This is a genomic window from Massilia sp. CT11-108 (genome assembly GCF_047302915.1).
GTDB classification, from domain to species: Bacteria; Pseudomonadota; Gammaproteobacteria; order Burkholderiales; family Burkholderiaceae_D; genus Telluria; species Telluria orientalis.
This window is the reverse complement of record NZ_JBKYMO010001433.1, coordinates 1-299: the sequence shown is the minus strand read 5'-3', so window position 1 is coordinate 299 and position 299 is coordinate 1. Positions and strand designations below refer to the sequence as shown.

1 protein-coding gene is annotated in these 299 nt (G+C 72.2%); it reads left to right on the top strand.

What is annotated here, in order from left to right:
• Positions 1–299: aldo/keto reductase (locus ACEN88_RS35145; protein ID WP_413347046.1), on the top strand; the 299-nt coding region annotated here is incomplete at both ends.

Here is a 299-nt window from a genome sequence, read left to right as displayed (position 1 = left end):
GAACTGATGCCGATGGCGCGCGCGCTGGGACTCGGCGTGATGCCATGGTCGCCGCTGGGCGGCGGTCTCCTGAGCGGCAAGTACGGGGCGTCCGACCTCGCCACGAACGACGCGGCCGGCGTGGCGGACACGCGCAAGGGCGTGATCGCGTCGACCGGGTTGTTGAACGAGGCGTCGCTGCGCATCGCGGAGGAAGTGAAGGCCGTCGCGCGCGCGACCGGCGCCAGCGCGGCGCAGGTGGCGCTCGCGTGGACCTTGCTGCATCCGGCCGTCACGGCGCCCGTCATCGGCATCAGTTA